The organism is Sinorhizobium sp. Y406, assembly GCF_058732025.1.
The window spans coordinates 1,926,637-1,949,467 of the sequence record NZ_CM178974.1 but is presented as its reverse complement, the minus strand read 5'-3'; the positions used below and the strand labels follow the sequence as shown (position 1 = coordinate 1,949,467).

The 22,831-nt window shown below is 63.4% G+C and carries 20 protein-coding genes and 1 tRNA gene; 14 read left to right on the top strand and 7 right to left on the bottom strand.

The genetic code is table 11. From position 1 onward, the window contains the following. Nucleotides 1-47: 47 nt before the first annotated feature. Entirely contained in the window at nucleotides 48-1,079 is a 1,032-nt protein-coding gene (gene ftsZ / locus AC4P1R_RS09375) for a cell division protein FtsZ (protein ID WP_069457332.1), read from the top strand. A 507-nt stretch (nucleotides 1,080-1,586) separates the two neighbouring features. Here the strand turns inward: ftsZ and AC4P1R_RS09370 are convergent. Further along, nucleotides 1,587-2,291, bottom strand: a complete 705-nt coding sequence (locus tag AC4P1R_RS09370) for an aspartate/glutamate racemase family protein (protein WP_492176729.1) — start codon at nucleotides 2,289-2,291, stop codon at nucleotides 1,587-1,589. 406 nt (nucleotides 2,292-2,697) lie between these two features. On the opposite strand from AC4P1R_RS09370, the gene AC4P1R_RS09365 reads away from it, so the two are divergent. The 5 genes from AC4P1R_RS09365 to AC4P1R_RS09345 are packed head-to-tail and all read left to right on the top strand — an operon-like array spanning nucleotide 2,698 to nucleotide 8,430. Further along, nucleotides 2,698-4,020: an NAD(P)/FAD-dependent oxidoreductase gene (locus AC4P1R_RS09365; RefSeq protein ID WP_492176727.1), complete on the top strand. Its 1,323-nt coding sequence runs from the start codon at nucleotides 2,698-2,700 to the stop codon at nucleotides 4,018-4,020. 58 nt (nucleotides 4,021-4,078) lie between these two features. Further along, nucleotides 4,079-5,206, top strand: a complete 1,128-nt coding sequence (locus AC4P1R_RS09360; protein ID WP_492176726.1) for an NAD(P)/FAD-dependent oxidoreductase — start codon at nucleotides 4,079-4,081, stop codon at nucleotides 5,204-5,206. Further along, nucleotides 5,187-5,489: a (2Fe-2S)-binding protein gene (locus tag AC4P1R_RS09355; protein ID WP_492176724.1), complete on the top strand. Its 303-nt coding sequence runs from the start codon at nucleotides 5,187-5,189 to the stop codon at nucleotides 5,487-5,489. Before AC4P1R_RS09360 ends, AC4P1R_RS09355 begins: the two co-directional genes overlap by 20 nt. Further along, complete coding sequence (locus tag AC4P1R_RS09350) at nucleotides 5,486-7,006, top strand: FAD-dependent oxidoreductase (protein ID WP_492176722.1); 1,521 nt, start codon at nucleotides 5,486-5,488, stop codon at nucleotides 7,004-7,006. The genes AC4P1R_RS09355 and AC4P1R_RS09350 overlap by 4 nt, the downstream gene beginning before the upstream one ends. Further along, nucleotides 7,003-8,430: an aldehyde dehydrogenase family protein gene (locus AC4P1R_RS09345; RefSeq protein ID WP_492176721.1), complete on the top strand. Its 1,428-nt coding sequence runs from the start codon at nucleotides 7,003-7,005 to the stop codon at nucleotides 8,428-8,430. Before AC4P1R_RS09350 ends, AC4P1R_RS09345 begins: the two co-directional genes overlap by 4 nt. Before the next feature lie 125 nt (nucleotides 8,431-8,555). Here the strand turns inward: AC4P1R_RS09345 and AC4P1R_RS09340 are convergent, their stop codons facing one another. Then, complete coding sequence (locus AC4P1R_RS09340) at nucleotides 8,556-8,912, bottom strand: cupin domain-containing protein (protein WP_492176719.1); 357 nt, start codon at nucleotides 8,910-8,912, stop codon at nucleotides 8,556-8,558. A 406-nt stretch (nucleotides 8,913-9,318) separates the two neighbouring features. Then, nucleotides 9,319-11,088, bottom strand: coding sequence for an adenylate/guanylate cyclase domain-containing protein (locus AC4P1R_RS09335; RefSeq protein ID WP_492176718.1), 1,770 nt, complete (start codon nucleotides 11,086-11,088; stop codon nucleotides 9,319-9,321). A 736-nt stretch (nucleotides 11,089-11,824) separates the two neighbouring features. On the opposite strand from AC4P1R_RS09335, the gene AC4P1R_RS09330 reads away from it, so the two are divergent. The 5 genes from AC4P1R_RS09330 (at nucleotide 11,825) to AC4P1R_RS09310 (ending at nucleotide 16,856) form a co-directional block, all read left to right on the top strand. Beyond that, the gene (locus AC4P1R_RS09330) at nucleotides 11,825-12,034 is read left to right on the top strand and encodes a hypothetical protein (protein ID WP_069457334.1); all 210 of its coding nucleotides are present in this window, start codon (nucleotides 11,825-11,827) and stop codon (nucleotides 12,032-12,034) included. Between the two features lie 116 nt (nucleotides 12,035-12,150). Further along, a complete protein-coding gene (locus AC4P1R_RS09325) occupies nucleotides 12,151-13,488 on the top strand; it encodes a TadE/TadG family type IV pilus assembly protein (RefSeq protein WP_492176717.1) in 1,338 nt (445 codons plus the stop codon). Between the two features lie 837 nt (nucleotides 13,489-14,325). After that, nucleotides 14,326-14,769: a TIGR02594 family protein gene (locus AC4P1R_RS09320; RefSeq protein WP_069457386.1), complete on the top strand. Its 444-nt coding sequence runs from the start codon at nucleotides 14,326-14,328 to the stop codon at nucleotides 14,767-14,769. Nucleotides 14,770-15,010: 241 nt separating this feature from the next. Then, complete coding sequence (locus AC4P1R_RS09315) at nucleotides 15,011-16,117, top strand: endonuclease/exonuclease/phosphatase family protein (protein WP_492176716.1); 1,107 nt, start codon at nucleotides 15,011-15,013, stop codon at nucleotides 16,115-16,117. Nucleotide 16,118: 1 nt separating this feature from the next. Continuing rightward, nucleotides 16,119-16,856, top strand: coding sequence for an NUDIX hydrolase (locus tag AC4P1R_RS09310; RefSeq protein ID WP_492176715.1), 738 nt, complete (start codon nucleotides 16,119-16,121; stop codon nucleotides 16,854-16,856). Nucleotides 16,857-17,004: 148 nt separating this feature from the next. Here the strand turns inward: AC4P1R_RS09310 and AC4P1R_RS09305 are convergent, their stop codons facing one another. Next, nucleotides 17,005-18,279 (bottom strand): MFS transporter, encoded by a 1,275-nt coding sequence (locus AC4P1R_RS09305; RefSeq protein WP_492176714.1) that lies wholly within the window; start codon nucleotides 18,277-18,279, stop codon nucleotides 17,005-17,007. Continuing rightward, nucleotides 18,276-19,049 (bottom strand): MBL fold metallo-hydrolase, encoded by a 774-nt coding sequence (locus AC4P1R_RS09300; protein WP_492176713.1) that lies wholly within the window; start codon nucleotides 19,047-19,049, stop codon nucleotides 18,276-18,278. Before AC4P1R_RS09300 ends, AC4P1R_RS09305 begins: the two co-directional genes overlap by 4 nt. A gap of 74 nt (nucleotides 19,050-19,123) precedes the next feature. Between AC4P1R_RS09300 and AC4P1R_RS09295 the strand changes: the two genes are divergently transcribed. Next, nucleotides 19,124-19,792, top strand: a complete 669-nt coding sequence (locus tag AC4P1R_RS09295; RefSeq protein ID WP_492176712.1) for an ArsR/SmtB family transcription factor — start codon at nucleotides 19,124-19,126, stop codon at nucleotides 19,790-19,792. 38 nt (nucleotides 19,793-19,830) lie between these two features. On the opposite strand, the gene AC4P1R_RS09290 is transcribed toward AC4P1R_RS09295, so the two are convergent. Then, complete coding sequence (locus tag AC4P1R_RS09290) at nucleotides 19,831-21,039, bottom strand: MFS transporter (RefSeq protein ID WP_492176711.1); 1,209 nt, start codon at nucleotides 21,037-21,039, stop codon at nucleotides 19,831-19,833. Nucleotides 21,040-21,309: 270 nt separating this feature from the next. On the opposite strand from AC4P1R_RS09290, the gene AC4P1R_RS09285 reads away from it, so the two are divergent. Then, entirely contained in the window at nucleotides 21,310-22,227 is a 918-nt protein-coding gene (locus AC4P1R_RS09285) for a PhzF family phenazine biosynthesis protein (RefSeq protein ID WP_069457343.1), read from the top strand. 124 nt (nucleotides 22,228-22,351) lie between these two features. After that, nucleotides 22,352-22,495: a hypothetical protein gene (locus AC4P1R_RS09280; RefSeq protein ID WP_165614694.1), complete on the top strand. Its 144-nt coding sequence runs from the start codon at nucleotides 22,352-22,354 to the stop codon at nucleotides 22,493-22,495. A 125-nt stretch (nucleotides 22,496-22,620) separates the two neighbouring features. On the opposite strand, the gene AC4P1R_RS09275 is transcribed toward AC4P1R_RS09280, so the two are convergent. Continuing rightward, a tRNA-Lys gene (locus tag AC4P1R_RS09275) sits at nucleotides 22,621-22,696 on the bottom strand. Nucleotides 22,697-22,831 lie beyond the last annotated feature (135 nt).

Genomic DNA, 22,831 nt, shown 5'->3' with positions numbered 1-22,831 from the left:
GGGACGGACAGCCTTTGACAGCCGGGGATCTGCCCAAGGAGAAGAGCATGACAGAGTTCAAGAAGCCGATCATCACGGAGATGCGCCCGAAAATCACCGTCATCGGCGTGGGCGGCGGCGGCGGTAACGCCATCAATAACATGATTGCCGAAGACCTGCAGGGCGTGGACTTCATCGCCGCCAATACGGACGCGCAGGCGCTGGCGATGTCGAAGGCTGAACGGCGAATCCAGCTCGGCACGGCGATCACCGAGGGCCTCGGCGCCGGCTCGGTGCCGGATATCGGCAATGCGGCGGCACAGGAATCGATCGACGAGATCATGGACCATCTCGGCGGCACGCATATGTGCTTCGTCACCGCCGGAATGGGCGGCGGCACCGGCACCGGGGCAGCTCCCGTCATCGCCGAAGCGGCGCGGCGGGCCGGTATCCTGACCGTCGGCGTCGTCACCAAGCCCTTCAGCTTCGAGGGCCGGCGGCGGATGCAGACGGCGGAGCTCGGCATCGAGCGGCTGCGCGAAAGCGCCGACACGGTGATCGTCATCCCCAACCAGAATCTCTTCCGCATCGCCGACGCGAAGACCACCTTTGCCGACGCCTTCATGATCGCCGACCGGGTGCTCTATTCGGGCGTCAGCTGCATCACCGACCTGATCGTCAAGGAAGGCCTGATGAATCTCGACTTCGCCGACGTCAAGACGGTGATGAAGGGCATGGGCCGCGCGATGATGGGCACCGGCGAGGCGACGGGCGAGGGCCGGGCGATGAAGGCAGCGGAAGCGGCGATCGCCAACCCGCTGCTCGACGAAGTCTCCATGCGCGGCGCCAAGGGCGTGCTCGTCTCGATCTCCGGCGGCATGGACATGACCTTGTTCGAGGTCGACGAGGCCGCCACCCGCATCCGCGAGGAAGTCTATGACGAGGCCGACATCGTCGTCGGCGCGATCTTCGACCGCACCCTCGACGGCACGTTCCGCGTCTCGGTCGTGGCGACCGGCCTCGACAGCATCCGTGCGGACGAGGCGGCGGCCGGCGCCGTGAACGGCCAGGCGGCGGCGCCGGGGCGGCCGCTGCAGTAGGTCGCTTGCTTTCTGTTGCGCTGGCGCATGGCTCTCTCCTCGAGTTGAACCCGAGGAGAGAGCGCGTACTCACAAACGATAGCTACAGCGCCGCGCGTCTTTCCAGGCGCGCAAAGGTCGCTGTAACTCTTTGAATCTGCGCATCGAACTTTCCGAAAATCGCGTATGATTTTCGGGCCGATGCGCTAGTAGCTCGCCGAGGTCGACTTTCGGCATAACCGCCGAGTTTGACCAATCGTCCGCGTATGTCGGCAGGGCGGACTTTCAAGTCGTTCGGATTGGCGCCTGGTAGGGACGAGTTCGACCCTGAGCGGCCATTCACCGATACCAACGGGAATGTGCAGTGCTGGTCCAGAGAGCGGACAATGAGTCAATGAGGCGGCGGGTGGATGCCCGCTTCCCGGAGAGTGCCACCGTCGATGAAGCGCCGCTGTTGGCGTTGTTGATCAGGAAGTTAATTGGCCCGAAAACCTGCTCTGGACCGCTGAAAACGGGCAAACCGCTGGCCTACCTTTGCGCATTTTCCTGAACGCGGGCGCGCACATTCAGTGCGGAGGACATGTGCAGCACGCCGAGTTCAGGGCTAGTAAGTACTGGCACCGATATCTCGCCTATTTTGTTCAGGGCATTTGCCATTGATGCTTGAGCGAGAACAACCACGTCGACGCTGTCCACGAGCGAAGCAAGGCCTTCACGTACCATCGCATCATGCGCCGCCCTGTCCCCGTTTCGCAATTTATCGAAGGCTCCTTCACAAAGACGGCTGGTGACGGAAACGCTACGATCCATTCTTTGCGCATGGCCTTCAATCAACCGGGTAGTAGGCTCCATTGTTGTAGCCAGGGTCGCAAGGACGCCAATTCGGTTCCCGCGGTTGATCGCCTCGATCGCCATCCCGTCATCGATACGGAAGAGGTGGACGGGGCAGAGTGGCATTGCCGCATCCACTGCAGGGCCGAGCGAGGAACAGGTGACGAGGACCGCCGAAGCCCCCGCATCCACCGCCGACCAGATGTGAGTCGCAAGCCGGCGCATGGTCTGACGTGACAGCGTGCCTTCGCGGATCGTGTTCCCCAGCAGGCTCTCATCCAACATGTTGAACGGGCGCCAACCGGGCAAATGGCGGCCGACGAGATCGTTGAACGCGGGGATGATCCCGGGGACCGTATGGATCATGGCAAGCGCGGGGGACTCGTGAGGGCCTGTAGTCATGGCTTAAATCTCTGCTTTAGATTGTGCACGCTCTTTAATTCGAGCCTGTGGCAGCAGCGGTGACGTGAACCCGATCGCGGCATCTGTCGTGCTCGACCGGAATCCGATTCAACAACCACTACTGTCGTCAGACGATGCTCTGTAGCTTACCCGCGCGACGGCCGCAGATTTGGCCGTCGCGCCGCAGAAAACGGAACTTTCGGCCGTCCCTCTGTCTCCAGTCGATGCATGCTGCTCGCTTTCCTCCGGTAGCCTCATATGAGCTCAATTCGAGGACGCGCGACGACAAGCTTTGAGAGAGTCTTCCCCTGCCCGGCGGGAATTTCATCGGCGAGGGAGTGCGCTGTCGGAGGGGCAGAAAATAGCGCCGTACAGATCAGCCGCCAATAATTCCAGGTCAGCCCCCATGTCTCCAATTGTCAAACGCATACACAGCGATCAAGAGCTTCCCGCCAAGGCAGATGTCGTTGTCATCGGCGGCGGCATCATTGGTGCAACGGCAGCTTTCTTTCTCGCGGAGCGGGGGCTGTCCGTAGCTCTGGTCGAAAAGGGCCATGTCGGCTGCGAGCAGTCGAGCCGCAACTGGGGTTGGTGCCGCCAACAGAACCGGGACGAGCGCGAGCTGCCGCTCTCGGGTGTCGCGCTGCGGTTATGGGGTGAGTTCGAGTCCAAGATTGGAGAGGACGTCGGCTTCCGCCGATGCGGTCTGCTTTACGCCACCGATAATCCCCGACAGCTTGCGGGATGGGAAGCATGGCGTGACACAGCGCGCCAGTTCAACGTCAATACGAAGATGCTGAGCGCCAAGGAAGCGGCTGCCGCGATCCCGGCGAACGGCCGCCGGTGGCTGGGCGGAGTGCATTCGATCGATGACGGCAAGGGCGAGCCCGCGATTGCCGCGCCGACGATCGCGAACGGCGCTCGCAAATTTGGCGCAACGATCCACCAGGAGTGCGCGGCGCGAGGCCTCGATCTGGTCAATGGAGCGGTAGCGGGGGTGGTCACCGAAAAGGGAACCATCCGGACACAAACCGTCCTCTGCGCCGGCGGTGCCTGGACCTCGATGTTTTGTCGCCAGCATGGCGTTCTGTTTCCGCAAGCGAGCGTGCGCCAGACAGCGCTTCGTACGCGGCCGACAGCGAATTTGGGCGAAGCGATCTATACGCCGGAATGTGCGTTGACCCGCCGGCTGGACGGCAGCTACACGCTTGCGATCAGCGGCAGGGCGATGCTCGACATCACCCCACAAGGCATTCGCTATGCCCGCTGGTTCATGCCTATGTTTATGAAGCGCCTGAAAGCGGTGCAGTTCGGCATCGGCAAATCCTTCCTCCAGGGTCCGGAAGCATTCGGAAGCTTGAACAAGAGTAAACCGTCGGCGTTCGAGCGGATGCGCGTTCTTGACCCGCCGCCGAGCCGCCGCACCATCGCGGCTATTTTGAAACGGGTCACGGAGCAGTTTCCTGCGTTGGCGGGCGTCGAAGTCGCCGACAGCTGGGGAGCCTACGTCGACTTCACCCCAGACGCGGTTCCGGTCATCTCGCCGGCTGATGGTGTGAGGGGCCTTTACCTGGCCGCGGGCGGTTCCGGCCATGGCTTCGGCCTTGGCCCGGGCATCGGCCGCCTGGCGGCCGACCTGGTTGCCAATGATACACCCTGTGTCGATCCCACCCCCTTCCGTCTGTCCCGCCTCCTTGATGGTTCGAAAGTCAAAGTCGGCGCAATCTGATCGTGAGACCAGATCCGGAGACAGCCGTTGGGGTGGTGCGTCGAGGGAAGCTAGCGGAATGGATTTCGATGTAATCGTCATCGGTGGCGGGCTGGTAGGTGTATCGATAGCCTGGGGTCTGTCGAGGTGCGGGCAAAGGGTTGCAATCGTCGATGAGGGCGATCTGGCAAACCGGGCCGCCCGGGCGAATTTCGGCCTCGTATGGAGCTCAAGCAAGGGCCTCGGAAACGCCGACTATTCGCGATGGTCGCGAACCTCGGCCGCGAACTGGCACCAGCTGGCAGCCGAACTCAAAAGCGAAACCGGCATCGACACTGGCTTTCTCCAGTCGGGCGGCTTCTCAATTCGGCTCACGCCAACGGAGCTGGAACGCGGGATCGCATCCATGGCGAAGCTCGCCGGCCAACCCGGAATGGAGGCGGAAGGAACGCCGCCGCTCGAATATGAAATCCTCGACCAGGCAGAGACGCGCCGCCGCTTACCCCTGGTCGGCGAGACAGTGGCAGGCGCGATCTACAGTCCGCTCGATGGACACGCAAACCCGCTGCGGCTGTTCGCGGGCTTTCACAAGGCGCGCAAGCAGCGTGGCGTTCACTATTTTCCGCATCGGAAGACGACTTCGATACGCCATCGCGCCGGCGCGTTCGACGTGGCTGGAGAAGGATGGAGGCTCGGTGCCGGCAAGGTCGTGCTTGCGGCCGGCATCGGCAACACTGCGCTTGCCCCGATGGTTGGGCTGAGCGTCCCGCTCTCGCCCAGCCGCGGCCAGATCATCGTCACCGAGCGGCTGAGGCCCTTCCTCAGCCATGCCACCGGCTATCTGCGGCAGACGGACGAGGGCTCCGTGCTGATCGGCGAGAGCAAGGAGGCGACGATCGATCATCAACGACCGCGAGGACCAATCACCGCAGTTCTGGCCGAACGTGCGCTACGCACCTTCCCGCTGCTCAGGGATGCCAGGGCGGTGCGGACCTGGGCCGCGTTCCGTGTCGTGACGCCCGACGGCTACCCCATTTACGAGCAGTCGGAGAGGTTTCCAGGTGCGTTTGCAGTCGCCTGCCATTCCGGCGTGACGCTGGCGGCGAACCATGCGCTGGTCCTGCCGCGGCAAATTTCGGCGGGGGCGCTTTCTGAGGATCTTTCCGTATTTCATTCCCGGAGGTTCCATGTTCCGGCGGCTGCCTGACAGAAAAGAGAGTTCGGTCTCATTCACATTCAACGGCGTGCCGACTATGGCCAGCCAAGGCGATAGCGTTGCCGCTGCACTGCTGGCCGCGGGACATTGCAGCACGCGGCGCACCCCGGTGTCGGGCGCCGCACGTGGTCCTTACTGCATGATGGGTGTCTGCTTCGAATGCCTCGTCAAGATCGATGGCCGGCCGAACCGGCAGGCTTGCATGACCACTGTCGTGGAGGGAATGCGGGTCGAAACACAGGACGGCGCGGCCATGCCGGGGCAGGAAGAATGATCCAAGACCTTAAATCTGCCGCCGATCTCGCACCTGCCTATGACCTCGTCGTCGTTGGCGCCGGGCCCGCCGGCCTCTCGGCAGCCATCGAAGCCTCGACCCACAGCCTCGCCGTATTGCTGGCCGACGAAAATCAATCGCCCGGCGGCCAGATCTATCGGTCGGTCGAGCGCGCTTCGGATGCCGATCTCACGCGCATTGGGCCGGACTACGCTGCCGGTCGGCGGCTCATCGAGCGGTTCCGGGGCGCAGACTTGAGCTATGCCCGCCGTGCGACGGTGTGGAGCGTCGGGCCTGCTGACGAGGAAACCGGCGACGGCACGCATGCGCTCGAGGTCGGAATCTCGTTCGGCGGCATTGCTCGGCCGATCGCCGCCCATCGCGTCATTCTCGCAACCGGCGCGCTCGAGCGTCCATTCCCATTCCCGGGCTGGACCATGCCCGGTGTCATGGCGGCGGGAGCGGCCCAGATCCTGATGAAGTCGTCAGGCCTCGTGCCCTCGGGACGGACCATCCTCGCCGGGACCGGGCCGCTTTTGTACTTGCTGGCAAGCCAACTCCTCAGGGCCGGCGTGTCCGTGACAGCGGTCATCGATACCACGCCGGTCGAGAACTGGCGCTCGGCCCTGCCTCACCTGCTTGACTTTTCCGCGTCGTCCTACGCCCTCAAGGGCCTGAAGCTCCTTTTGGAGGTTCACCGTCGAACCCGTGTCATCCGCGGGGTGACAGCGATCGAGGCTGTCGGTTCCGAACAATTCAGTGCCTTGCTGGTTCGTCGCGGCAACAAGTCCCTGCGCATTGAAGGCGACCTGCTCCTTCTGCACCAGGGGATTGCGCCAAACCTCAATCTCACGCTGGCAGCCGGGTGCGACTACGTCTGGGACGAGCGGCTGGCAGCCTTCCGCCCGGCCCTCGACGGTCGCGGCGCAAGTTCGGTTCCGGGGGTCTCGATCGCCGGTGATGCGGCGGGAATTGTCGGAGCGGTTGCCTCGGCTCGGCAAGGAGAACTCGCGGGCCTGTCTGCGGCGCTCGACTTAAGTCGCATTGGCCAGGGTGCCTACGAACAGCGCCGGAACCAATTCGCGCGGAAGCTCGCTCTTGCCCTCAAGGGCAGGACGTTCATCGAGCATGGGTTCCGGCCCGGCAACACCTTTCGCGTGCCCGAGGACGACAAAACCATCGTCTGCCGCTGTGAGGAAATCACGGCAGGCAAGCTGCGCGAAGTCGCGGCGCTCGGCGTGCCGGGCCCCAACCAAATGAAAGCGTTCACACGATGCGGAATGGGACCATGCCAGGGCCGGCTATGCGGTCTGACCGCGGTTGAACTGCTGGCGCAATGCCGTGGCGTTGCGCCCGGCGAAGCTGGTTACTACCGGCTACGCCCGCCTATCAAACCGGTGACACTGGGCGAGCTCGCCGCGTTGCCGCACACGGAGGCAGCCGTCATCGCTGTCGCCGGATTCGTGGAACGCGCCCACGATGGGGCGCAGGATGCCACACATGGGAGAAACCAGTGAAACATGCGCACAAGTTCTATATCGGCGGTGAATGGGTCGGACCCACGGTGTCGAGGGCCCGCGAGGTCATCGATCCGTCGACCGAGCAGCCGATAGGAACGATCGCACTCGGCAGTGCTACCGACGCGGAAAAGGCGGTCGCGGCCGCGCGGCGGGCCTTTGCCTCCTTCTCGCAGACGTCGAAGAAAGAGCGCATCGACCTGCTGAAGCGCATCGTGACGATCCTGAAGCGCCGCAATGACGAGCTCGACGACATCATCTCGCGGGAAATGGGCGCACCGCTCGCCATGGCCCGGGCCGAGCAGGCCGGCACCGGCGCTGCCCATTTCGAGCAGACGATCAAGGCTCTTGAGACCTTTGCCTTCGAATACATGCAGGGCTCGACCCGCATCGTGCACGAGCCGGTCGGGGTCGTCGGCATGATCACGCCGTGGAACTGGCCGCTCAACCAGATCGCCTGCAAGGTGGCTCCGGCGCTCGCCACGGGGTGCACCATGGTGCTGAAACCCTCGGAGATCGCTCCCTTCAACGCCGTCATCTTCGCCGAGATCATGGATGAGGCCGGCGTGCCGAAGGGCGTCTTCAACCTCGTTCAGGGCGACGGGCCGACGGTCGGTGCGGTGCTTGCCAGCCATCCGGATATCGACATGGTGTCCTTCACCGGGTCGACCCGCGCCGGCATCGCCGTGGCGCAGGCCTCGGCACCGACGGTCAAGCGGGTGCATCAGGAGCTCGGCGGCAAGTCGCCGAACATCATCCTGCGCAGCGCCGACTTCGCAGCCGCGGCCGCCGCCGGCGTACGCCGTTGCTTCGGCAATTCCGGTCAAACCTGTACTTCGCCAACGCGGATGCTGGTGCCTGCGGAGCGAATGGACGAAGCAAGCTCAATCGCCGCGAGGCAAGCGGATGCGCTCGTTGTCGGTCCGCCTTCGGATCCGCGCACCGACCTCGGACCCGTCGCCAGCGCCGCCCAGTTCGACAAGATCCAGGCGCTGATCGAACGCGGCATCGCCGAAGGAGCGGAGCTCGTCGCCGGTGGCCCTGGCCGCCCGTCGCATCTCAATGCCGGCTATTACGTGCGCCCGACTGTGTTTGCCCGCGTCGCCAACCAGATGACGATTGCGCGCGAGGAAATCTTCGGCCCGGTGCTGTCGATCATCGGTTATGACAGCGAAGAAGAAGCAGTCGCGATCGCCAACGATACGCCCTATGGCCTCGCCGCCTACATCCAGGGCGACCTGCAGGAAGCGCGGGCCATAGCAAGCAGGTTGCGGACGGGCACCGTTCGCCTCAACAGCTCCGCATGGGACGCAGCCGCCCCCTTCGGCGGCTACAAGCAATCAGGCAACGGCCGGGAATACGGGAAGTTCGGACTGCACGAGTTTACCGAGATCAAGGGCATTGTCGGCTTCTCGAACGAGTGAATGTGCAAAATAGGTGTGCGCGGCCGGATGCCGGGCACACGTCGCGCCTGTTCTTGGCCCCGGTTTCAGCGTCGCCTCATCCAAATTCCCGGGTGCGCCATAGCCGGCGCACCTGGGCTTTGCTCTCACTCGTAAACGCAAACGTAGATCTTGCGTACGGTCTCAATCGTACGCCAAACACCGACGAAACCCGGCTTCATGACGAAGCTGTCACCAGCGCGATAGGTCTTCGTCTCGCCGCCCTCCTCCTCAATTTCCACGAGACCCGAAATGATGTGGCAGAATTCGTAGGTGGTCCCCTTGATCGAATGATGCTCGCCAGGCGTCGCCTCCCAGACCCCGGTCAGCACCTTCTCCCCTTTCGAGGCATCCTGTGCCCAGGTCTTGAAGAAGGGACTCCCCGAAATGAGCCGGTCCGGTGCGGGAACCGCGTCCTTTGGCGCGAAGGCCGGATCGGTATCGATAGTAATCAACAGTGACATGCCATGTTCTTTCTTCGGTTCGCGGTGCAGGATCGATGAGGCTGATTGAGTTCCTTTCCGGCGCGGGGGCCGGATGTTTTGCTGCCCCGCGCGGTTGAGCCAGCGATGTGCCTCTGGGCTGGGTCAGGCGTCACCCAGAATAGGTCGATCAAGGAGTTGGCTTTGCCAAATAGAGCGTCGGTTCAGCAGATAATTTCAAAAACTCGCCGCGAACCAGCGAAGCTGCCCGCACCCCGGCGGCGGTCGCCGCGTTTGTTTCTTGGGATTGGGCTCAGGGCTGTCAACCGCCTTCAAGTATCTTGAGGCGAGTAGGCGCACGGGGGCGGAGCGAGTCCCTTCTCCCCGTAAAATCGGAAGAAGGTGCCGGCAGGCGGTTGAGGGGCAGTACGGCAGAGGATTCTCGAGGCTATTCCGGCAGACCGGCGCGGCGCAGGTCGCCGACGAAGCGGTCGACGAATTGTTCCGACATGGCCGGGCGGTCGCCGAAATAGAATTCGGCCCGCGCCGTCGCCGTCGTCAGGTCGGGGCGTCGGCGGAGAAGATCCGAGACGGCTTCGCGGGTCTCGGCGGTCGGTCCCTCGGCGCCGAGGACCGCTGCCAGCACCATGGCCGGCCAGAAGGTGACGTTTTCCTGGCGGAGCGATGCCCGTGCCGCCGCGGCGGCCTCGTCGAGGCGGCCCGATTGATAATGCGCGATCGCCAGCATGTTGTGAAACGTCCAGAGATGCGGATCGCGCGGGCTCAGCCGGAACGCCTCCCTGATCTCGGCAATGGCTTCCTCCGGCCGCTCGACATAGCAGAGCGCCTGCCCGAGGGCGAAATGGCCCTGCGCGAAGCTCGCATCCAGTCTCAATGCATTGCGAAGATGATTGATGCCGCGTTCCGGCTGGCCGCCGAGGGCAAGCGCCCGGCCGAGGGCCACATGCGCGGCCGGTTCACGGCTGTCGAGCACGATCGCCCGCTCGGCCAGGGCGATGGCGTCGCCGATGCGCTCGGCGCGTTCGGAAAGCGGGCCGTACCAGCCGAGCTGGATATGGACATAGGCGAGGCGCGCATGGGCCTGGGCGAAGCCGGGTTCGAGCTCGATCGCCCGCTCGAACAACTCCTTGGCGATCCTGAGGTCGTCGAGATTGAATTTATAGAGATGCCAGAGGCCCTTCAGATAGATGTTCCAGGCGTTAAGGTCGGCGGCGGTGTGGCCGCGCAGCGCGGCGAATTCGATGATGCCGAGCTCCGGCTGGATTGTGCCGGTGATCTGGCCGGCAATCTCGTCCTGCAGCACGAACACGTCGTCGAGCATCCGGTCGTAGCGTTCCGCCCAGAGCAGCATGCCGGTTTCACCGCTCAGCAATTGCGCGGTGATGCGGATGCGGTTGCCCGCGCGGCGGATGCTGCCTTCGATCACATATTTGACGCCAAGGTCCTCGGCGACCTTGCGGACATCGATGGCGGCGCCCTTGTAGGCGAAGGAGGAGTTGCGGGCGACGACCCGGAGCCAGCGGCAGCGGGCAAGGGTGGCAATGAGCTCTTCGGTAAAACCGTCCGAAAAATGTTCCTGGCCGTCGACGCTCGAGAGATTGGCGAAGGGCAGGACGGCCATCGACGGGCGCTTTTGATCCGGGGGCGGCCGGTCGTCGGCGGGTGTCTCGGCCACGGGGCCGTCGGTGCCGTCCGGCTGCCATCGCCACACGCGTATCGGCGCATGGCCGTCGCGGAGCGTCCGCCGGCCGAAATCGCTCAACGGGAAGTCGAGCTTCGATGCGACCTGGTCATGGACCTGCTGGGAAACGCAGATGCCGCCCGGGGGAGCGAGGCTCTGCAGTCGGGCGGCAACCGTGACGCCGTCGCCGTGAATATCGCCGTCCTCCACGATGACGTCGCCCAAATGGATGCCGATACGCAGTTGCAGGTCTTCGGCGCCGGCCCGCCCGTCGCGTTCAGCCATTCGTTTCTGGATTGCCATGGCGCAGGCGACTGAATCGACGACGCTCGAGAATTCCGCAAGGGTACCATCACCCGTCTGTTTCACGACGCGTCCGCCATGCTCGGCAACGGCAGGCGCGATAAAGGCATTGCGGCACGCCTTCAATGCCTGGAAGGTTCCCGTTTCGTCCCGCCCCATCAATCGGCTGTAGCCGACGACGTCGGCATCCATGATCGCTGCCAGCCGCCTCATGCAGCAACCTCCTGATTGCACAATCGCGATTGGTCGGAACGAGCCGACCCGAAGCGCGAGCGTGACGGAAGTCGAAGAAGTGAGTTCCTGCACGTCTCCTTGAAGCGATCTCGATTCAGGGACAACGCCATGCGGCAATTCAACTTGCCTTTGATAGACGCACGGCGCCCCAAGCTATGCCGAAGGCTTCCATCCCGCGGGAGGAGAGTAGCAATCACCGAGTCGGGTGTCCATTAGAATGACATAATGGATTTGCCGCTGCCCCAGGCGACACAAAGCGCTGCAGAGGGGCAAAGAAGAGCCCGCCTCCGAAGGAGGCGGGCCGAAGACTGCGGTCAATGCTTCCAACCTGTGGGCGCAATTCTTTTGCGCAGAGCGTCAAGCTCATCCGCTAATTTGGTCGTCGATCAGTATCCACTCCCGAGAGCCGCCGCAAACTCGATCGGGTCCCTCTACAATCAGAGCTCACCGCTCGGGCGAGCTCTGATCTAAATTCCTACTGAAAACCCCTTCGACGCTTTTGCCCGCCTATTTTGCAGGATCGACAGGGTTGGTCCAGTAACATTTGAGGGCATTTTGTTACCGAGCCGGATCGAATGTTGCGCGGCGATACGCTGCCGCACCGGACCCGGCCGCATGAGGAACCGCCCCCCGCAGCCGGCGTTATCCTCGGTACACTCCACCCCGACACGCGGCGCGTCTTATCAGACGCTTGCAGGAGCGAAAGGACGATACAATGGCCCAGCCTGAGACCGATCCGATATACCACACGCGGAAGATGACGCGGGAGCTGAACGCACTGATCGCGCATCTGCGCGACGACGTCACGAAGGTCGACGAGCCGCAGTTCAAGGCGATGTTCGAGACGGCGGCCGAGGTTCTGGGCGGGCTCGCAAAGGCGTTCGGCGATTACGAGAAGAAGAATGAAGCCGCGTGGCAGCGGTAGCGCAACCTATTCCCTTGTATATAAGAATTTCTTAAAATACTGACGATTTTCCTAACGAAACGTGAATTCGATGATGCTTAAGTGGCCGGCATTTCCTGTTTCGGAGGGGGAAGGCTATGATGGCCAAGCGGTTCCGTGCGCAATTCGGGAAACTGGCAGACAGCAGGGACGGGAATTTTGCGGTACTGGGCGCCATCGCCTTCGTGCCGATCATAGGCGCAGCGGCGTTGGCGCTCGATTTCGTCGGCGCCTATCTCGAAGCGGAAAAGATCCAGAATGCACTGGATGCCGCGGCGCTCGGATCCGTGAGAGCCTATGGCGAGGGGGCGACCGAAGACGCCGCCTCAAAGGAAGGCGCGAAGTTCTTCTGGAGCAATTATTCGCTGCCGCAGGATGTCGTGGCCGAAGCTTTGGCCTCGCCGATGGACGCCCCGACGCAGGAGGCGTTGAAGGTGAGCTTCACCCGCGACGTCAACGAAGACACGGCCACGGCGGAATATGCCGTGGCATATGCGCCGCTGTTCCTCGAGCGGGCGCCGTTCCAGATCCGGCGCCAGGCGGTGGCGGCGAGAGCCGCGGGCGCAGAAGCCTGTATCCTGGCCCTTCACTATACGGCCCAGCGGGGCTTCAATGTCAGCGGCAGCGCGATCGTGGACTTGACCGGATGCGCCGTCGTCTCCAATTCGAACTACAGTGAGTCCATTTATGTCGGTGGTACGAGCACGCTGAAAGCGGAATGTCTCTATGCGGCGGGGGCCATCTACGGCTCGCCGCAGGACATCACGCTTGCCTGCGACCATGCGGTCGAGGGATCGCCGCGCGTGCCCGATCCCTTCGCGAGCAAGGCGATGCCGAAGACGTCCGCCTGGGTCGATCTCTCGGGTTGCGGCCAGGATTATATCAGCGGCGGCGGCGGCAACGGCGATTGCAACGGCACCGGCAAGACCCCAAAGAAGACCGACGGCTACGTGGTGACGCTGAAGCCCGGCACCTACGGCACGCTCGACGTCAAGAGAAGCGTCAATCTGGAGCCCGGAAACTACATCATCGACGGCGGTCGCCTCGAACTCGCCGCCCAGTCCGTGGTGACCGGTAAGGGCGTCACCTTCTTCCTGATGAACGGGGCCGAGCTCTTGATCCGCGGCGGCGCCACCTTCAACATCTCGCCGTCGCTCACCGGTGACTGGGCCGGTTTCTCGATTGTCGCCGAACATGGGAATACCGAGCCGGCGGTGATCAACGGCAACAGCAACTCATCGCTGACCGGCATCGTCTACCTGCCGGATGTGGCCGAACTGCAATATTCCGGCAATGGGCTCACCAGCGGCGAGTGCATCCGGCTGATCGCCCAGGAGATCACCATGATCGGCAATGCCACGTTCAAGATGGACTGCAGCGCCGAACTCGCCGACAAGCAACTGAACTATCCGGGCACGATCCGGCTCGTGCGCTAAGCAGGTTCGGGCAAACCTAAGCAGCCCAGCGGGTAATCGTGGGCAAGCAATTGAATATCTGTTCAGCGCATCGGAACGCCTGCGGCGGGTGACGGTACATGACAGCAACGTCGTTTGGGTTTGGCGTATCCTCTTTTGCCCTCACCCCTGTGCTTGTCACGGGGGTCGAGCAGCGCCGCGTCTGCGGTGCGGAGCACAGGAATGGGGACGCAGGGTGGGCGTTGCCATCCCGCCAACCGGCGAGGCAGCAGTAGCTGTGTAGTTTGGCGACGAGTAGTGGCCCCTCCGTTGATCCGACGAACGAGGCCGTTTGCCGTCGAATGTCCGCTTTTTCTCTGCCCGAATAGACATTTCGGGGAAGAAATGCGGCTTTCGGCGCACGGGTTGCGGTCCTTGCCATAATTTCGCTCCACCCGACCGGCAAAGTCGCGCCGCCATCAACGGCTGGCAGGGGATTTCCAGGTCGCGCGTAGCGAACGCCATCAGGTTGGGGCACGGCCATTGCAGGTCGCGGCCGGCTGCAACAGGGAACCGGAAACCGGCAAGCGGTTTTCCGGGGAGCCAGGTGCAGCCACAAAGTGCTAGAGCGTTTTTCGTTGTGCATTTTCACGGATGCGCGGTGCCCGCTGAGAGCAGCGCGCGGATAATTTCAAGGACGCTCTAGCCCTTTGCTTCCAGAGCAAACTATCCGCCTTCAGGACTAGGTCCCCTGACGGCGGGCGGCTTGGTGCGTGCCAATACATGCCGCGCTCCGGAGGGCGTTTCGTCGCAATGGACGGAGACGAAGCGGCGCATGCCGGCATGACGCCCGGTTTGCGCATCCTAGGAGACCAGATCATGAAGGTCATGGTGTTTCTGACTGCGGCATTTGTCGCGCTTGCGTCCCCCGATATCAGCTATGCCGGCATGCTCAACCAGGCCCAGAAATATGCCGGTCTGCACGAAGTCAAGCACAACCGCAAACTGCGCACCGTGCTCGGCGTCAATCCCGCACGCACGCCCTGGTGCGGCCATTTCATGGGGCTGATCGCCCGATTGACCGGCCGCACGCCGCCGGAAGGATACGGCATCGCCCGCTCGTGGCTGCGCTTCGGCGCCCCGGTACGGCTCGCCTACGCCCGCCCGGGCGACGTTGTCGTCGTCAGGGCAGGGCGGGGCTATCACGTCGGCATCCTTGCGAAAATGTCGCAAACACGGGCGCAACTCATCGGCGGCAACCAGTCCGGCCGGGTCCAGTTCTCCTACTTCAGCCGCGGCCGGGTGGTCGCGGTCAGACGGTAGGGGCGAGTTTGGAGTTCGTTTAGAGCTTCCGTGTTTCACGCCGAACGCGCCTCGATACGTGCGTGGCCTGGCAAACGCCTGACATTGCCCGCCCGCCGTCATCCTCGGCCTTGAGCAGCTCGAGGCCGAGGATGACGACTGAGTGAGTGACGTGACGGCGTCAGGTCACTATCCCAAAATCACTATCCACTTCCGGGCGACATGCATTAATCTCCCGCGCAACTCACCGCGGGATTGCCTGATGTCGCTTCGTCTTGCCACCTTCAATGTCGAAAACCTCATGAGCCGTTTCGACTTTTCCGGCTTCCGCAACCAGCTGAAGCAGGATCGGGTGCTCAGGCTCTTCGACGTGCGCAGCGAGGCGGAGTATCAGAGGCTCGAGGAGGCGCGCACGATCGCGCATACGGACGACACGCGGCAGATGTCGGCCTTGGCGATTGCCGACTGCGACGCCGATATTCTCTGCCTGCAGGAGGCCGACAGTTTGGCGGCGCTGCAGGCCTTCGAGTATGGCTATCTCTTCCGAATGGTCGACAACGGCTATCGCCAGAAATACCTGATCGAGGGCAACGATTCGCGCGGCATCGACGTGGCGGTGCTGATGCGGGACGAGACGCGCGATGGGCAGAAGATCGAGTGCCTGGATGTGAAAAGCCATGCGGCGCTGACCTATCAGGATCTCGATCTCTTCAATGATCGACTGGCGCAGACGAACCAGCCGGGCGACCGGATATTCCGGCGCGACTGCCTCGAAGTGGAGCTGAGCATCGGCGGGAGGCCGCTCACGCTCTACGTCGTGCACTTCAAGTCGATGGGACCGGCGCGCGACGGGATGGACGGGCGGCAGGCGACAATGGCGCAGCGCATCGCGGAGGCCGCGGCTGTGCGCCACATCGTCGAGAGTCGCTTCGGCCGCGGCCGGACGGCGGACGAGATGTTCGCCATCTGCGGCGACATGAATGATTATCAGGAGAAGGTGGAGATCCGCGGCGATCGGCGCAACGGCTACGAATTCGTGCCGCGGCGGGAGACGATGAGCGCGCTCGATGTCTTCACCAAGGACGGATTCGTCGAAAATCCGACGCTCAAGCGGCCGGTGCTCGACCGCTGGACCCTGTTCCACAGCCGGGGACCCGCGGAGCGGCATCTCTGCCAGCTCGACTATATCTGGCTCTCGCCGGCGCTCGCCAGCCGCAACGCGGCCCACGTCCCGGAAATCATCCGCGCCGGCCAGCCTTTCCGGACGATCTTTCCTGCGGGCCAGGAGGTGGAGCGTTATCCGCGCACCGGCTGGGACCGGCCTAAGGCCTCCGACCATTGCCCGGTGGTCATGACCCTGGATATCTGACATGGCTCTCATCGAAAGCAACCAACCGCACTGGCCGGCGGAAGGCACGGTTTTTCCCGTCTCCGAGGTCGATGTGAGGGTCGGCGCCGGACCGCATCCGTTCCACCTCGGGCAGGCTGAGAGGGTGCGGGAGAACTGGCGGCAGGAGATCGCGGCGAATCCGCATCTCTTCGACGGCGAGATGGTGCTGCAGCGGTCGATCCGTATTTCGGACGGGCGTATCGATGCCGAGGCGCATGTCGTTCCCTATTCGACTTTTCTCTGGTGGCGGAAGACGCGTGCTCCGGGAGCCTGTCATCTCTTCGGCATGCCGGTGCTCGTCTCTTCCGACGGGGCCTTCATCGCAATTCGCATGGGCGCGCACACGGCCAATGCCGGACGGGTCTACAGCCCGGGCGGCTCGCTCGAACCGGAGGATATTGTCGGCGGGCGCTGCGACGTGGCCGCCAACATCGCGCGCGAGGTGAGGGAGGAGACGGGGATCGTGCTTCGCGAGGCAGATGCCGAACCGGGCTGGCAGGTCATCCATATGGAGGGCACCGTCACCGTCTTCCGCGTGTTTCGGCTGCGATCCGCGGCGGACGAGATCGTCGCGCGGGTGGCGGCCCATGTCGCGGCCGATCCGCATCCGGAGATCGACGAGGCGGTGGCGATCCGCTCGTCGGACCCCGGGGCGCACGATTATCCGGGATTCATGCCGCCGATCCTTGAGTGGATTTTTGCGCGAAACGGGGGTTAGAGCGGGATTGTGGAAAACGGCGAACCTTTCCGCCGGAATCCCCGTCTGACTCCATAAGCAGACTTCGTTGGTACAACGCTTCAACCGCTTGGCTTTTTGTTTTGACGTATCCCTCGAACTTCCCGCATTGGCACCTCCTTCGCAAATCTCATTCTGCTTCACTGGCCGGCGTGGTCCGTTGCGCAGGATCAAGAGCGCTCGCCGCATGCTCGCGCATGAGCACCGCGACAATGGCACCAGAGACGAAGGTCAGGGCGGCGATTGATGCAATCGCTGCCGAAAGCCCGAAGCGATCGGCGATGAGACCTGCGGAGAGCGCACCGATTGCGTAGCCGAGATCCCTCCAGAAGCGGTAGACGCTGAGCGAACGGGCGCGCCAGGCCGGATGCGAGGCGTCCGACACGGCGGCGATCAAGCTCGGATAGACCATGGCCGTGCCAAGGCCGAGAAGCAGGCTGCCGACGAGCCACCATTCGAACCGGCCCGTCGCCGCGGTCAGGAACAGACCGGCTGCCTGCACCCACATGCCGGCGACGATCAGGCCCTTGCGCCCCCAGCGGTCGCTCAAGGGGCCGGTGGCGATCTGCAGAATGCCCCAGGTCGCGGGGTAGATCGCCTTGAGGATACCGATGCGCTCGACGCCCAAACCGAAGGAGGCGAAGAACAGGGGAAACATGCCCCAGCTCATGCCGTCGTTGAGATTGTTGACGAGACCGGCCTGCGAGGCGGCGAACAGGTTGCGATCCTTGAACGAGGTGAGCGCGAAGACTTCACGGAAGCTGATCGGCAGAGCTTGTCGAGCATGTGACGAGGCTTCCAAATGAACATGGTCGCGTGTGTCACGCACGAGCAGGACCGATAGCGCGCTGCCCAGAACCGCATACCCGATTCCGAGATAGATCGGCACCGGACGCAGTCCATATTCCGATGCGAGGTCGCCCGTGAGGAACGCCGTCACGCCGACGGCGAGATAGCCCGCGAACTCGTTCAGCCCCACCGCCAGTCCGCGTGACTTCGGCCCGACCAGATCGACCTTCATGATCACGGTCATCGACCAGGCAAGCCCCTGATTGATGCCGAGAAGGGCATTGGCGGCGATGATCCATTCCCAGCTCGGCGCCCAGATGATCATGAAGGGGACCGGGAGGCCGACGAGCCAGCCGAGAACCAGGACGCGCTTTCGCCCCCAGCTATCGGCGAACTGGCCGGAGACCAGATTGGCAAAGGCCTTCACCATACCGAAGCTGACGATGAACGAGACGATGAGTGTCGTGGAGGCGAGATGGAATTCTTCCGAACCGATGAGCGGAACGACGGTGCGCTCGATGCCGACCATGCCGCCTACAAAGGCGTTGATCAGCACGAGGAGTGCGAATTGCCGCCAGTTCTCCCTGAGCCCCAAACTGACGGTTGGAGTCGTCATTGCCTGGACTGATGAGGAGCCGGCCTTCCTGATATCGCGGCCGCCTCAAGGGCGGAATTGGCGGCTCTGATCGCTGCGGCCTCAGGTGGGGGCGGAGGAATCTCGGCGAGCATGAAGCGAATGAATTCCGCTTCCTCTTCTATACGGAATGCCTCGTTGTGACGCTTCTCGAAGCCGATGGTGGACCATGGCTTACCGCTCAACCGCCGGCCGCAGACCGAGCCGGCATGGGCGCCAGGGAGGATCTCGACATAGTCGGGAAGCGCTTTGAGCCGGCTTACGCTCTGGAACAGGCCTCTTGCGCCCTCTTCGGCGCTTACGGCGAGCTCGGTGCGGCCGAGATCGCCGACCATCAGCGTATGGCCGGTGAAAACGAACCAGGGTTCCTCGGTGCGTGTGTGGTCGGTGACGAGCAGAGAGAGATGCTCGGGGGTGTGGCCGGGGGTGTGCAACATCGTGGCGGTGACGTTGCCGAGCGTCAGGACGTCGCCGTCGCGCGCCGCCTTGAACGGAAACGACACATCCGCATTGGCCGAGAGCACGTACTCGGCGCCGGCCGCCGCCGCGAGCGTGCGGCCAGCCGACAAATGGTCGGCATGGACATGCGTGTCGATGACGAAGTGAATGCGCATGCCGGCGTCTTCGGCCGCGCGCAGATAGACATTGATGTCGCCGACCGGATCGACAACGGCCACGGTGGCCTTGCCGCCGCAGCCGAAGGGGTAGGAAATTGCGACCGGGCCGGCGTGCAGGAACTGGCGGAGGATCATGAGCTTGCGCTCTCGCTGAGAAAGGGTATGATTACATTCAATTGATCCGCTGAATGATATATTGAGGAGGTGTCGTGTCAAGTACCAAACCGAAACAGGCGATCTATGAAAGTCTCGCAGAGGTGGCACAGGCGCTCGGCCACGCGCACCGGCTCGAACTCTTGGAGCACCTCGCGCAAGGGGCGCGAAGCGTCGAAGAGCTCTCCGCCAGAGCGAGCCTCACATTCGCCAATACGTCGCGTCACCTTCAGATCCTGCGGCGCGCGCGCCTTGTCGAGACCGAACGCCGCGGCAAGCACGTGCTCTATCGCCTTGACGGCGACACCGAAGTGGTCGCGTTGATGAATGCGCTCGGACGCCTCGGTGAACGAAACGTGGCCGAGGTCAACCGCATTATGGCGGACTACTTCCGCGCGCGCGACACGTTGGAGCCAGTATCACGAGAAGACCTGGTATCGAGGCTGCACGATGGTCTTGCTACCGTCCTCGATGTCCGTCCCGAGGACGAGTTCGCGCTCGGCCATCTTCCCGGTGCGCTCAACATCCCGTTCGGCGAGCTGGAACGCCGGCTCGACGAACTTCCCGCCGACCGCGAGGTCATCGCCTACTGCCGTGGTCCCTACTGCGTCCTCTCCTTCGAAGCGGTCGCGGAGCTGAGGGCCCGCGGTTATCTCGTCCGCCGGCTCGAGGACGGCTATCCCGAATGGAAGGCGGCCGGGCTGCCCGTCGAAGCAGCCGAGTGAGATGCGACCCCGCGCGGTGGCTCCCATGGCCTACCGGGTCAGCCGTTGGAACTGCGGCGCTTCAAGCGGGAGCGAATGGAAAAGAGGCCCACGATGGCGATCGCCGTGAAACCGGCACCGGCGAGGAAGGTCGCCTCGGGCCCGGCAAAATCCCAGAGCGTGCCGGCAATGATGCTTGCAAGGAGAGTAGCCACGCCGGAAACCAGATTGAACATGCCGAAGGCGGTTCCGCGTAGTTCCGGTGGTGCAGTTTCGGCGACGAGTGTCGTGAGCAGGCCCTGGGTGAATCCCATATGCAGGCCCCAGAGAACGACACCGGCGCCGAGCGCCGCGATGCCGGTGGTCACGGCGAGGACGAGATCGGCAGCCAGGAGCAGGGCGAGACCGAGGAAGAGCAGGGTGAAGCGATCGACGCGGTCGGAAAGGACGCCGACCGGATAGGCCGACAGCGCGTAGGCGAGACTCATGACGACGAGCACGATCGGGACGAGCGCCGGGGCAATACCGATCGATTGGGTGCGCAGGATGAGAAAGGCCTCGCTGAAGCGGGCAAGCGTGAAGACGGCGGCAATGGCGACCACCCACCAATAGGATGGTCCGAGCCGGCGCAACTCGTCGCGACGCAACGGCATCCGTACCCGGCGCAGTTCCTTCGGCCGTTCCGGTTCGCGCACGGTGATGAGGATCACGCCGACGGACAGGAATGCCGGGATCACCGCGAACCAGAAGACCGCCTGGAAATGATCCGCCGTCAGCCACATGAGTCCGATGGCAAGCAGCGGGCCGATGAAGGCGCCGACCGTATCGAGCGATTGGCGCAGGCCAAAGCTGGCGCCGCGCAGTTCCGGCGGCGCGATATCGGCGACGAGCGCGTCGCGCGGCGCGCCGCGAATGCCCTTGCCGATCCGGTCGACGAAACGGGCGAACATGAGCCATTCGACGGAAGGGGCAAGCGGAAAGATCGGCTTTGTGAGCGCCGCCAGACCGTAGCCAAGGGCGGCCAGGAGTTTCCGCCGTCCCAGCCAGTCGCTGATCGCGCCGGAAAAGATCTTGGTGATCGAGGCCGTCGCTTCGGCAATTCCCTCGATAACGCCGACGGTGAAGGCGGAGGTGCCGAGAACAGCGACCATGTAGACGGGCAGGAGCGCGTGGATCATCTCGGACGAGATGTCCATGAACATCGATACGAAGCCGAGTGCCCAGACACCGGCGGGCAGGCGCCGACGCGAAATCGTCTCATCCGTCATTCTGCGTCCGATTCGTCATGCTTGCACCCGTCGAGGTTCTTTCGGCAAAGCTCGCCTCCGCCGGAGCGACGCGGCGCGGTGATAACGGTTATCTTTCCAACGGGGAAGGGTTTCAAGGCGGAGGCCAAGCGCTGCGATCGCGATATATGGGCCTTTCGAAGCTTCGGTCCTTTGCAACCCGGCGTATCGGATCGGATGCTTTTTGTCTTGCCGCTCGGGCCAAGGCGTTGCAAGGTTCCGGCGCAGGTCTTGCCAGGCAAGGGGATATCTATGGCACGGCGCTACGCGATCTACGACGTCTTCACCAGCAGGCGCCTGGAGGGCAACCCGCTTGCCGTGGTGTTCGATGCCGATGACCTGAGCGATGCGGCCATGCAGGCGATCGCGCAGGAATTCAACCTTTCGGAGACCGTTTTCATTCACCGGCCGGCAAGCACCGCCCATTCGGCGCGGCTCAGGATCTTCACTCCCTCGCAGGAGCTGCCCTTTGCCGGGCACCCGACGGTCGGCGCGGCGGTTGCGATCGCGGAGGACCTGTACGGAGAGCCCGAAAGAGGGCTCGATCTCATGCAGGTGCTCGAGGAGAAGGTCGGGCCGGTGCGCGCGGCGGTGCGGCTGAAACCGGGGCAGGCGACCTTTGCCGAATTCGATCTGCCGCGCAAGCCGGTCCGGCTCGATGCCCGTTTCGAAAGACAGGCGATCGCCGATGCGGTGAGTCTCAAGGCGACGCAGATCGGTTTTGAAAATCACGTCATCTCGTTCTGGAGCGCGGGCGTTCCCTTCGTCATGGTGCCGCTGCACGACATCGCGGCGGTGGCGGCCGTGGAGTTCGATCCTCAGCGCTGGGAGCAGCTCGCGCCGCTCGCCGAAGGCCGGCTCGCCGGCGCCTATCTTTATTGTCGCGGTGGCATCAACCACATGGCGCGCTTCCACGCCCGCATGTTCGCGCCCGAGATGGGCATCGCGGAGGACCCGGCGACCGGGGCTGCCGCGGCGGCCCTTGCCGGTGCGATCAATGTCTTCGACGAACTGGTGGATGGCCACCATCCGATGTTGATCGAGCAGGGCGTCGAAATGGGCCGCCCCTCCTTCATCCACCTGCATCTCGATGTCGTCGCCGGCCGGATTTCCACTGCCCGCATCGGCGGACATGCGGTGAAGATCGCCGGGGGTGAGATGATGGTCTGACGTGCCGCGGGATGTGGCTGACGTGCTTACATTCGTTTAGGCAAAATTAACCATCACGGGCTTTGGTGAAGATCTGCGCCGCAGGCGCCTCGCTTTGCTCGCATTCGCCCGACCATGATGGGGAATGGATAAAGCAGGCATCGCATTCGTGGCGCTGATACTCGTCCTCATCTCACTCGTGGGGAGCATACTGGTTGTCGATCAGGCAGCGCTTGACGCGCCGAAGTACAGGCAGGCACTGGTACCCACCAAAGCGCCCTACCGATAGTCGCTTGCGGGACGTCACCGCCGCGTGTCGGTGTTAAGCGAGGCGAGGTTATGAGCCAATCGTTGGCCCGGTGCATCGCGCTTCAAGGCGCTCGCTCAAGAAGTTCGCCAAGGCTTTGAAAAGAATGGTGGGTGATCACGGGCTCGAACCGTCGACCCTCTGATTAAAAGTCAGATGCTCTACCAACTGAGCTAATCACCCGTCCAGGACCGCGTCGCCGCGGTATGGAGGGGCGTATAATGGCCTTCGTTCGGCTTGTCCAGCACCCTTTTCACAATTGTCGGGAAATTTTTCGGCGTTCGCGCGTTGCGCTCCGGCAATGCGCGGGGCCTGGCT

Bases quoted from the DNA above. Each gene is read 5' to 3' on its own strand.
- ftsZ (WP_069457332.1), top strand. From the start codon at position 48: ATGACAGAGTTCAAGAAGCCGATCATCACGGAGATGCGCCCGAAAATC.
- AC4P1R_RS09370 (WP_492176729.1), bottom strand. From the start codon at position 2,291: ATGACTACAGGCCCTCACGAGTCCCCCGCGCTTGCCATGATCCATACG.
- AC4P1R_RS09365 (WP_492176727.1), top strand. From the start codon at position 2,698: ATGTCTCCAATTGTCAAACGCATACACAGCGATCAAGAGCTTCCCGCC.
- AC4P1R_RS09360 (WP_492176726.1), top strand. From the start codon at position 4,079: ATGGATTTCGATGTAATCGTCATCGGTGGCGGGCTGGTAGGTGTATCG.
- AC4P1R_RS09355 (WP_492176724.1), top strand. From the start codon at position 5,187: ATGTTCCGGCGGCTGCCTGACAGAAAAGAGAGTTCGGTCTCATTCACA.
- AC4P1R_RS09350 (WP_492176722.1), top strand. From the start codon at position 5,486: ATGATCCAAGACCTTAAATCTGCCGCCGATCTCGCACCTGCCTATGAC.
- AC4P1R_RS09340 (WP_492176719.1), bottom strand. From the start codon at position 8,912: ATGTCACTGTTGATTACTATCGATACCGATCCGGCCTTCGCGCCAAAG.
- AC4P1R_RS09335 (WP_492176718.1), bottom strand. From the start codon at position 11,088: ATGAGGCGGCTGGCAGCGATCATGGATGCCGACGTCGTCGGCTACAGC.
- AC4P1R_RS09330 (WP_069457334.1), top strand. From the start codon at position 11,825: ATGGCCCAGCCTGAGACCGATCCGATATACCACACGCGGAAGATGACG.
- AC4P1R_RS09325 (WP_492176717.1), top strand. From the start codon at position 12,151: ATGATGGCCAAGCGGTTCCGTGCGCAATTCGGGAAACTGGCAGACAGC.
- AC4P1R_RS09320 (WP_069457386.1), top strand. From the start codon at position 14,326: ATGAAGGTCATGGTGTTTCTGACTGCGGCATTTGTCGCGCTTGCGTCC.
- AC4P1R_RS09315 (WP_492176716.1), top strand. From the start codon at position 15,011: ATGTCGCTTCGTCTTGCCACCTTCAATGTCGAAAACCTCATGAGCCGT.
- AC4P1R_RS09310 (WP_492176715.1), top strand. From the start codon at position 16,119: ATGGCTCTCATCGAAAGCAACCAACCGCACTGGCCGGCGGAAGGCACG.
- AC4P1R_RS09305 (WP_492176714.1), bottom strand. From the start codon at position 18,279: ATGACGACTCCAACCGTCAGTTTGGGGCTCAGGGAGAACTGGCGGCAA.
- AC4P1R_RS09300 (WP_492176713.1), bottom strand. From the start codon at position 19,049: ATGATCCTCCGCCAGTTCCTGCACGCCGGCCCGGTCGCAATTTCCTAC.
- AC4P1R_RS09290 (WP_492176711.1), bottom strand. From the start codon at position 21,039: ATGACGGATGAGACGATTTCGCGTCGGCGCCTGCCCGCCGGTGTCTGG.
- AC4P1R_RS09285 (WP_069457343.1), top strand. From the start codon at position 21,310: ATGGCACGGCGCTACGCGATCTACGACGTCTTCACCAGCAGGCGCCTG.
- AC4P1R_RS09280 (WP_165614694.1), top strand. From the start codon at position 22,352: ATGGATAAAGCAGGCATCGCATTCGTGGCGCTGATACTCGTCCTCATC.